Below are 10185 nucleotides of genomic sequence, written 5' to 3' on the forward strand. Positions count from 1 at the left end.
CTTCTTTTCCCCGTGACATAATCGGAGCGAAGCCGGGGCTGCCGAGGGAAAGGAGGAGGACAACATCATTGCAACCGTAAACAAGCACAAGGCGCTGCTGCTTATGTTTTTGCCCGGCCTGCTTTATTTTATCGTATTCAAATATGTGCCGATGGCGGGGATCGTCGTCGCGTTCCAGGATTACAACTTTGTTCAGGGCATTCTGGGCAGCGACTGGGTCGGCTTCCGTCATTTCGAGCGGCTGCTGGCGGACCCGATGTTTGCCCGCGTGCTGCGCAATACGGTGCTGATCAGCTTGTACCGGCTGGCGTTAGAATTTCCTGCGCCGATCGTGTTCGCGCTGCTGCTGAACGAGCTGCGGAAAAGTGTGTTCAAGCGCTGGGTGCAGACGATAAGCTATTTGCCTCATTTTATTTCGTGGGTTGTCATCGCCGGGCTGCTGAACGTCTTTTTTTCGCCGAGCTACGGCATCGTCAACTGGGCGCTGCAGCTTGCCGGAGTCAAGCCGATCTTTTTTATGGCGTCGCAGGAATGGTTCGTGCCGATCCTGATCATGAGTAACATCTGGAAGGAGCTCGGCTGGGAGGCCGTCGTCTATTTGGCGGCGCTGTCCGGCATCGACGCGAGTCTGTACGAGGCGGCGGAGATGGACGGCGCAAGCAAATGGCGGCAGACGGTCGCGATTACGCTGCCGTCGATCGCGCCGGTGATCGCGGTCATGCTCATTTTGCGCGTCGGGCACATTTTGGATGCGGGTTTTGATCAAGTGTTCAACCTGTACAGCCCTACCGTGTATGAGGTCGGCGACATTCTCGACACATTCGTGTACCGACTGACGATGGTCGATATGGACTACAGCTTCGGGGCCGCCGTAGGGCTGTTCAAGTCGGGCGTCGGCCTGCTCATGATCGTGATCGTCAACGGCGTCATACGCAGACTGACCCGGGGCGAACAGGGCGTCTGGTAGAAAGGAGGAGCCTCTAAATGATGCAAAACCGAACCTTCGGTGTGCGAATGTTTCAAGCGGTCAACGGACTGTTTCTGACCGCGCTCATGGCGCTGACGCTGTATCCGTTCGTGCACCTGCTGTCGGTGTCGCTGAGCGAAGGCGCGGAGGCGTCGCGCATCGGCCTGCACTTGTGGCCAAGATCATTCGACTGGGTGGCGTACCGCGAGGTATTGATCTCGGAGCTGACGTGGATCGGCTACCGCAATACGGTGCTACGCACCGTCATCGGCACGGCCCTGACGGCCGCGCTGACAGCGATGACCGCCTATCCGCTCGCTAAGGCGTATTTTCCGCTGCGCCGCACCTGGATCGTGTTGATCGTGTTTACGATGATTTTCAGCGGCGGGCTCGTGCCGAACTATTTGCTCATCAAGGAGCTGGGGCTGCTGAACTCGCTGTGGGCGCTTATTTTGCCGGGGCTTATCAGTCCGTTCAGCCTGCTTATCGTGCGCAATTTTTTTCAGTCGATTCCCGTCAGTCTGGAGGAGTCGGCGCGCATCGACGGCGCTTCCGAGCTGACCGTGATGTGGCGGATTGTACTGCCGCTGTCGATGCCGGTCATGGCGACGATTGCGCTATGGACGGCGGTGGGACACTGGAACGCTTTTTTCGATGCGATCTTGTACATGACGGACAAAAACAAGCTTGTGCTTCAGGTCATCCTGCGCAAAATCATCCTGGAGCACCAGATGATCGGGCAATACGACGGTGCAGGCCTGAACATGCGGACAGCGCAGGAAGCCGTCGAGGCGGCGACAATCATCATTTCGACGCTGCCGATATTGATCGTTTATCCATTTTTGCAAAAGCATTTTGTCAAGGGCGTGATGCTCGGCTCGATCAAGGGCTAACGCACGTCATTCCACGGATTGAAAACAATCGAAAAAGGGGTGTGTCACGATGAAAAGATACGGATACCGCATAGCATCGGCGCTACTGGTCTGCTCGCTTGCGGCAGGCTGCAGCGCCTCGGGCGGCACAGAGAAGGGAGATAGTGGCAAGGAAGGGGGCAAGGACGGCGCAGCGCCGATGACGATTTCCTGGCTCGGGCGCAATCAGCTCCCCGGCACGGTGATGGATAAGGATACGGAGGCGCAGAAGTTGCTGGAAAGCAAATTCGGGGTGAAGCTCGATCCGATCTTTATCGACCCGACGAGCTGGCAGCAGCAAATTACGGCCCGCTTCGCCTCGGGAGACATTCCCGACGTCATCTGGGTCAACAATGTTGCCGAGCTGGTCACCTATGCGAATCAGGGTGTGCTGGCCGAGGCGCCGCTTGACTTGCTTAAGCAATACGCGCCGAACTATTACAAGGATGCGCTGGACATCGATCAGCGTGTGCTGAACCTGTCCCAATACAAGGGCAAAAACTACGCAATGGTCAAAATCGACCCGATCGCCACCGTCAAACGGATGTCCGGCGTGCGCCAGAGCTGGTACGACAAGGTCGGCATCGCGAAAGAGCCGGAGACGATTCAGGAGTTCGAGGACATGTTCAAAAAATTCCGCGACAACGATCCCGACGGTAACGGCAAAAAGGATACGTACGCGTTCAGCATCGCCTGGAAGGACGGCAGCGGCAACTTCGGCGGCGCTGCCAACGATATCGTCAGCCAGTTTTTTTACACCTACGGCACGATGCCGAGCATGCGCTTCGTCAAGGACAGCAAAATCGTCGACGGCTCGGCGCAGCCGGAGCTGAAGGACGGGCTGAAGCTGCTACGGCGCTGGTACGACATGGGCATCGTCGATCCCGAGTTTGTCGTGGACGACAGCAAAATTTGGCATAACAAATTTATCGATGGCCGCGTCGGCTTCTACGGACGCACCGTCTGGTGGGTTAATCCGAACGGTCTTGCGACGAACGCGCTGCGCGAGAAGGCGCCAAACGACGGTATCAAGCTACTGAAGCCGCCGGTCGGACCGAACGGCTCCAGGGGCATCGTGCAGGACAACCCGGCGGGCTCGGGTCTCGTCGCCTTCGGCAAGCAATTGGAGAAGGACCCGGACAAGCTGAAAAAAATCATTCAAATGCTCGACAGCGCGGGCAGCGACGCGTCGCTAACCTACTCGATCGGCCGCGTCGGCGTCGAGAACAAGCACTGGAAATTCGACGATAAGGGTGCGCTTCAGCCGATTGCGCCGTACGACAAGGCGGAAAATCTCGCGAAGGAAGGCAAAACGGAGTTTTTTGCGCCGTGGCTGAGCAAGGCATACCAGTTTGGCGTACTGCCCAAAGGGGTGGACGGCATGCTGAAGACGTACGGCATCGGGCCGTTCGATCCGATTTACAAATACCCGCTGCCGAGCGCCAAGCAGTACCAGAACAACGTCAACGCCGTCGTGGACGAATGGCTCGCCAACTTTATCGTCGGCAAGAAGGATATCGATAAGGACTGGGACGCTTACCTGGACGCGTGGAAGAAGGCTGGGGGCGACATGCTGGAGAAGGAAGCGAACGACATTTATCAATCGATGTTCAAAAAATAGGAGGGACATTCCATGTCTAACACAACACAACAAATCTCGTCGCGTTCGGTTTACGTCGGCCGCGATCCGTATTATTTGGTCTGCGAGCCATTCCTGCGCAAAGCCCCGAACGGGGAGCTGTTTATCTTTTTCCAATCAGGCGGCCATACAGAGCCGGCCAACAACAATACGCTGTTCATCACCCATTCGCGGGACAAAGGCGAGACGTGGACCGAGCCGCGTGAAATTATCACGACCGAAGGCAAAGGCACCTGGAGCTCGGAGGTGTTCGTCGACGACGACAAAATCACCTCCTTCGTGTACGAGGTGGAACAGGACAACCATTTTGCCACGCTGCGGGCATTCCGTTCGTACAGCTACAACAGTGGAGTCACCTGGACGCCGCGGGAGAAATTCGAGGGCTTCCATGAATGCCACAACATGCGTCAGCGCATCATTCGCTCCGACGGTGCTTGGGTCATCCCGTTCTGCTATACGGAGCCGGTCGACCTTCCTGAGGAGAAGCCGCAGCCGGCGTACGAATCGAGCATCGCGCCTTGGCGGGCGTTCTACCAGAATCATCTGTACCGCAGCGGCGTGCTGATCAGCACTGACGGCGGCCTGACGTTCTCGCGCCACGTCGCGCCGGGCCCGCGCAGCGAGCAATTTTTGTGGGAGCCGAACGTGATCGAGCTGTCGACCGGCGAACTGGTCATGCTGATGCGCAACGAATACAACGGCTGGCTGTGGCGGTCCGTGTCGCGCGACGGTGGCGTCACTTGGAGCGAGGCCGAGCAGACCGATATTCCCGACGCGGCGGTGAAGATGCGGCTGCTGAAGCTGGCGGATGGCCGGATCGCGCTGTTCTGCCACCCGAACCCGGATATCGCAACCGATCCCGACTGGCTGAAGCACAGCTCTCGTACACATCGTTACCCGTTCGAGCTGTGGGTATCGTCCGACGATATGAACACCTGGTCGGTCAAAATCGACCTGCAGCACGTTCTGCCGCCGCGCCGCGAAATCGACCTGTACCACTATCCCGACGGCTACGTGGACGAGGAGGACAAGGCGATCTATATCGCCGTCGATTTGAACCGCAACGAGCTGATCGCGATTACAATTCCGTTCGAGGCGTTGGAGAGGTGGGGGTAAGGCCGGCGCATTAGAGGAGCTTGCCGTAGGGAGGCGTTTCAGTGACATTTGATCTTCCAATCTGTTAAAACCAGATTCCCTGATTTAAGATTCCAAGGTTGGAGTCAAATTTTAGGCGTATGCTTACGAAGTCGCTTTCCCTTGGAAAGCGTGGAGGCGACCGCTCCGCTTTTATAGATACAAATGTCCCTCTTCGCTGCTGTGTGCTTCCTCTCAAAATTCACATTGACCTTGCCCTTGGGTGAAAGTATTAAAAGAAGAATTAAGTAAGACCTAATGGAGAGTCTTACTCGACCTGTTATTCTTTATCGCTACCCACGGAAGGGGAGTCATATTTCGGCTCCGCCGGAGTAGTAGGTTGCGGTTTCCAACGTATCCCTTTTCGTTTACAATGTAGCTACGCTAAATAAGGCAAGCCTCACATCAGGAAGGAGAGCAAGGATGCGTCACTCGCAAAAGCTACAGCGGCAAATGTCCGCCATGATGGCACGAGCGGTGGCCGATTCGCGGCAGGGCACATATCAGAGATCGCAGAGCCCGGTCCAAGACTAGCAATCGCTACAGCGCAGCGCCGGCAACCTCGCTGTAACGCAGTGGGTGCGGCAGCTTGTCGCTGCGGGCGGCACTGCGTTACAGCTACAATGCGGGTTAGGAGGCCTTGGTCCTTTCAAGAGCGTGAGCGGGCGGTTCTTCGGAGCCGCCCTTTTGGTGTCGACCTCCCTACTGACAATCGGCAACGGGCTGAGACTCGGCATGGGCAGTCGGTTCGCTCGAAAACTCACACACTCTCTTCCTCCATAGTGGACTACGATTGGTATCTATAAGTGTCCGCAAATAATAATGTTTTAGACGCCCATGCTGTAACGCGGCACCATCAGATGATGAAAATGGACGTTTGCGATATAATTGACTTACGGCTGGCGAAGGGAGGTCGGCAGTCAATGGTGCCTCGAGCCCGAGTTTTAGACTGACCTCAACGACCAAATGCACCACAGAATGTTGCTCCATTTCGGAAGCACGCAGAATAGAATAACCATTTGCGGTAATTGCACCAACCCCTTCAATTTGACATGCCGTAAGGTGAGTGTCTTGGATGGACGTCGTTTACAGTCATGTATGTGGGGTTGACGTGTAGGCACATTTTCGTCATTAGACAACTGCGACGGGAAATATTCTGGTAAAATTGCTGAAGAGAAACGTACGTTCTTATATGAAGGTGGGATTACATTGGATGCAAAAAGTTATGCATACGCTGCCGAATTACTAGACCAATTGGCTAATGTAGTAAAGAAGGACGATTGGAATGTGATTATAATCCCCGAATTAGGATCTCTAGGCATGGTTGCCGCAGCTGACAAAGGAGAACGAAACAATGAAAAAGTACATACTCTTCGATCATGATGGTGTTCTGGTTGATACTGAATTCTGGTATTACAAAGCGGGAGAACGCGCTCTTGCTGACATTGGATTTACCTTGGATAAAGATCAATACCTCCGCGACATGACCCAGTCATTGGGCACTTGGTCCCAAGCTAGGGCGGCAGGTATTGATGAACAGACCATCAGCAAGCAGCGTGAGGTCCGCAACGTCTATTATCAGGAATATCTAAGAACAGAAGCCATAGAGATTGAAGGCGTAGTTGAAACTCTAGCCGAACTGTCAAAGTACGTCCACATGGCCATCGTGACGACTGCAAAACGTGCGGATTTTCAACTTATTCATGAAAAGCGCCAGATTAGACAATTCATGGAATTCGTCCTTGTTCGCGAAGACTACGAGCGCACCAAGCCGCACCCGGAACCATACCTGACCGGCCTAAAACGCTTCGGAGCTACCAAAGAAGAGACCCTGGTTGTAGAGGATTCAAACAGAGGGTTGAACTCAGCCGTGGCGGCTGGTATCGACTGTGCTATTGTCCATAACGACTTCACAAAAACACATGACTTCTCACAGGCCAGCTATCGAATCAAGACTCTGATTGAACTAAAGGACATTATCCTGAATGTAACCTGAGAGAGCATTCAGGGTTGTGGTGCAAAGCTCTGATTCATGATAACATCATTGAAATGAAGTCGTGGGATGGAGCAACTTACTTTGGAAGCGAAATTGAATTTATTTAAATGGAAGCAATATGAATCGGCAATCATTTTACTAACGGTAAGATGGTATTTGAAATATGCAGCTAAGTGCTTCTTTACAAAGGCTTTGTCCTCTCCACATACTCAAATCCCAGGTGTAATCACCTTGGATAAAAATCCAGCGTATCCACCTGCCATACAAGAATTAATAAATGAGAAATCCTTTCCAAAAGAAACCTTGATTAGACAGACAAAGTATCTAAATAATATTGTGGAGCAAGATCACCGGTTCATAAAGAAAATTACAAAACCAACGCTTGGTTTCAAATCGTTTCTTACAGCGGATCAGACGTTAAAGGGAATTGAGGCTTTACATATGATAAGGAAAGGACAGGCCGATGATAATTCGACTGTCCTCACTGTTGTTGAATGGCTAAATAAGATATTTGGTTTAGTGGCATAGACAAAGTAAAGTTTGTCGGTTACTGCGAACTTTTTTAAATCCTTGCACCAGAACCGTCTATATGACCCAGCTAATATTAATAATTTTCCCCGCGATAGTAGCGCTTCAGTTTTTCTTCCAAATGAACGAGCTGCGCTTCCTTCTCCTCAATATCTTTCAGCAGCTTTTGCTTTTGATCTTCAATCAGCTTGGTTCTCTCCGGCAGGGTTGAGGTTCCTTCGTTCACCTTATCATAATACTTTTTGATGTCCTCCACACTCATCCCGGTTTCGCGAAGACATTTAATAAAAACTAGCCAGCTCAGATCATCATCCGTATAAAGACGGTTATTCTGCTCGCTTCGGGCAGCAGGTTTCAACAGTCCCTTTCTTTCGTAAAAGCGGATCGCTCCAATATTGATCCCGACTTCCTTCGCCACTTCTCCAATCGTTAACATACTTACCCTCTTTTATTAAAAATTATTTGTTGACCTACACTAAGTGTAGCATAGTAACTTATAAATATCGTTAAAGAAAAATCAAATTAGGGAAAGAAGGATTCGCATGAAAAAGACAGCCTTTGTAACCGGAGCAAATAAAGGAATCGGAATTGAAATTGTTAAGCAGTTAAGTGAAGCAGGCTGGAAAGTCGTCCTTGGTGCACGCAGTGCCGAACGGGGTGAAGCAGCCGTTTTCGAGTTAACTTCCAAGGGGTTAGACGTAGAATATGTACAAATCGACATGAGCGATTTGAAAACCATCGAACAGGCAGCCGATACGCTCAACAAGAATTATCCTGACCTGAAGCTTCTGATCAATAACGCTGGTATGCCTGGCGCTTTCTCCCGTTCTTTTACGGATACCAAAGAGGAAGATCTGCGGAATGCCTTCGAAGTTAACTTTTTCGGGACCGTCCGTTTGAACCAGTATTTGTTCCCGTTAATCAAAGATAACGAAGGCACAATCGTCAATGTATCGACCGACATGGCTTCTCTGGACCATATGCAAAATGCTGAATTTACTTTAAACGCATTCGATTATAACTCATCTAAAACGGCCAACAATGCCATGACACTTTCAATGGCTTATGAAGTCAAAAACAGCAGCGCTCAAGTATTTGCGGTAACGCCTGGATTCACCTCAACAGATCTTAATGGCAATGCCGCGGGCGGTAAATCGAAAGAAGCCGCCGCTGCGATTATAGTGGGTTATGCGACAGATGGCAAACGTCATAACGGCGAATTCTTGGATGAGAAGGGGGTTTACTCCTGGTAACCCACAATTGCCGAAAGCAACTCTTGCCGCCCATATCGCGGACAAGAGTTTTTTGCGTACAAGATTCCAGGTAAAATAACGATCAAGCGCATTATGGTAACGAATTTGGCAGATGAAATGACGGTATCAGATTTAGCGGAGCTGCAGTGCAAAATTTACTTTGTACAGCCTTAAAACTCTTCTAAAACCTTAGATTTGTCACCATGGACCTTTTCCAGGTGATCCTCTCCCCAATAGCATAATTGGTCAAGCGCGGGCTTTAATCCCCAGCCGTAGGAAGTTAACTCATACTCCACTTTAGGTGGGATCTCTTTATAAACCTTTCGTGCAATAATCTCATCCTTTTCCAGTCCTCTTAGTTGAGTGGTCAGCATTTTTTGCGTAATGCCGGGCATTAACCGTCGAAGCTCAGACGTCCGTTTCCGTCCTGTCATCAAATGATAGATGATTAAAGGCTTCCATTTCCCCCCCATTACTTCTAATGCCGCCTCCACACCAACTTTATACTTCTTTTGAACGCTATTTTCCCTCTTTTCAGTCATCACTTAACCCTCCGTTAAAAGGCTGTATTTTTGCTAGGAACATAACATTCGTTCATTCATTCCGTTGTTCAGGTAAGTTTCTAGGGCATCTATATCTTGGGTACTTCTATGCTCCTATGGCACCTGTATCATCCTATAGAACTTGAAAGTGCGTACTTCCGGATTATTTTAATACTGTTTATAATAGCATCAGCCATTGATAATGGCTACAAGTTGGTTGTTGAGAAAGGTAGTGAAGATACAAGTATGAGAGTATTAATCGTTGTTTCGCACCCGAGAGAGGATTCTCTGACCTTTAAGGTTGCCGATCGTTTCGTACAAGGTCTTGCTGAGGCCGGCCACGACTATGAGATATTGGATTTACACCGGATTGGCTTTGACCCTGTTTTAAAAGGAGTAGATGAACCTGATTTGTCAGCTGCGGAACAGTCCTTTTCTCCTGAGGTGGAATTGGAAATAAGGCGCATGAAGGAGCATGATGCCTTAGCATTTATTTTTCCAATTTGGTGGTGGCATTTGCCAGCCATGCTAAAAGGTTATATTGACCGTGTATGGAACAATGGGTTTGCATACGGTTCGAACCAGCTTCATCATCAGCATGTCTTGTGGATTGGTTTGGCGGGCGTTTCCAAAGAACAGATGAAAAAGCGTAACTATGATGAAATGATTACTCATTTGCTCAATGTGGGAATTGCAGATTATTGCGGTGTTTCCAATTCAAAGGTTAATTTTTTATACGAGACTTTGGATTCCAATCCCAAGCATTATGAGATGCTGCTTAACCAAGCTCATCACTTAGGTTTGAATTATGCCAAGGAACAGTAGCCTCAAGTTAACTCTGAACTCTATTGGCTCTGTCCAAGGAAATCCGATAACCAATAAAGTGAATCTGAATCTTATTTGAACAGAGAATTTTCAAATTAAATTGAGCATACTTTGTCAGAACGCTGGAGTGCCCGCAACGTTGTGTACGTCATTTTTCTTTTTCATTGGCATTTATTCAAACGGAAATGTAGGTATTGCGCTAAACATTCCTGTATAGCCTAAGAAATGGGCTTTGTCAAAAAAGGAGCGCCTCGGTATGATGGGTTTGTCGACGGGTAAATACCCACACCATCAAGGAGGCGCTCTTATTATGAAGTTTAAGCAATCAGACGGACAAAATCAACGTATTGAACGAATTACCACTTCGCATCTTGTTGTTGGTATAGATAT

10 protein-coding genes are annotated in these 10185 nt (G+C 50.3%); 8 read left to right on the forward strand and 2 right to left on the reverse strand.

Annotated elements, in window-relative coordinates:
• Window positions 1-103 precede the first annotated feature (103 nt).
• From OB236_RS30770 to OB236_RS30795, 6 genes are all read left to right on the forward strand, one after another.
• Entirely contained in the window at window positions 104-967 is an 864-nt protein-coding gene (locus OB236_RS30770; protein WP_262687401.1) for an ABC transporter permease, read from the forward strand.
• Between the two features lie 17 nt (window positions 968-984).
• Entirely contained in the window at window positions 985-1860 is an 876-nt protein-coding gene (locus tag OB236_RS30775) for a carbohydrate ABC transporter permease (RefSeq protein ID WP_262687402.1), read from the forward strand.
• A gap of 49 nt (window positions 1861-1909) precedes the next feature.
• On the forward strand, window positions 1910-3499 hold the full coding sequence (locus OB236_RS30780; protein ID WP_262687403.1) for a type 2 periplasmic-binding domain-containing protein: 1590 nt from the start codon (window positions 1910-1912) through the stop codon (window positions 3497-3499).
• A gap of 12 nt (window positions 3500-3511) precedes the next feature.
• Window positions 3512-4633 (forward strand): sialidase family protein, encoded by a 1122-nt coding sequence (locus OB236_RS30785; RefSeq protein WP_262687404.1) that lies wholly within the window; start codon window positions 3512-3514, stop codon window positions 4631-4633.
• A gap of 1372 nt (window positions 4634-6005) precedes the next feature.
• Window positions 6006-6647: an HAD family hydrolase gene (locus OB236_RS30790; RefSeq protein WP_262687405.1), complete on the forward strand. Its 642-nt coding sequence runs from the start codon at window positions 6006-6008 to the stop codon at window positions 6645-6647.
• A 66-nt stretch (window positions 6648-6713) separates the two neighbouring features.
• The gene (locus OB236_RS30795) at window positions 6714-7175 is read left to right on the forward strand and encodes a DDE-type integrase/transposase/recombinase (RefSeq protein ID WP_408638534.1); all 462 of its coding nucleotides are present in this window, start codon (window positions 6714-6716) and stop codon (window positions 7173-7175) included.
• Window positions 7176-7251: 76 nt separating this feature from the next.
• Here the strand turns inward: OB236_RS30795 and OB236_RS30800 are convergent, their stop codons facing one another.
• A complete protein-coding gene (locus tag OB236_RS30800) occupies window positions 7252-7611 on the reverse strand; it encodes a MerR family transcriptional regulator (protein WP_076238004.1) in 360 nt (119 codons plus the stop codon).
• A 106-nt stretch (window positions 7612-7717) separates the two neighbouring features.
• Between OB236_RS30800 and OB236_RS30805 the strand changes: the two genes are divergently transcribed.
• On the forward strand, window positions 7718-8428 hold the full coding sequence (locus tag OB236_RS30805) for an SDR family NAD(P)-dependent oxidoreductase (RefSeq protein ID WP_262687414.1): 711 nt from the start codon (window positions 7718-7720) through the stop codon (window positions 8426-8428).
• 170 nt (window positions 8429-8598) lie between these two features.
• Here OB236_RS30805 and OB236_RS30810 read toward each other — a convergent pair whose 3' ends face one another.
• On the reverse strand, window positions 8599-8970 hold the full coding sequence (locus OB236_RS30810; RefSeq protein ID WP_262687415.1) for a winged helix-turn-helix transcriptional regulator: 372 nt from the start codon (window positions 8968-8970) through the stop codon (window positions 8599-8601).
• A 246-nt stretch (window positions 8971-9216) separates the two neighbouring features.
• Between OB236_RS30810 and OB236_RS30815 the strand changes: the two genes are divergently transcribed.
• Window positions 9217-9795 (forward strand): NAD(P)H oxidoreductase, encoded by a 579-nt coding sequence (locus tag OB236_RS30815; protein ID WP_262687417.1) that lies wholly within the window; start codon window positions 9217-9219, stop codon window positions 9793-9795.
• Window positions 9796-10185 lie beyond the last annotated feature (390 nt).

The organism is Paenibacillus baimaensis, assembly GCF_025567575.1.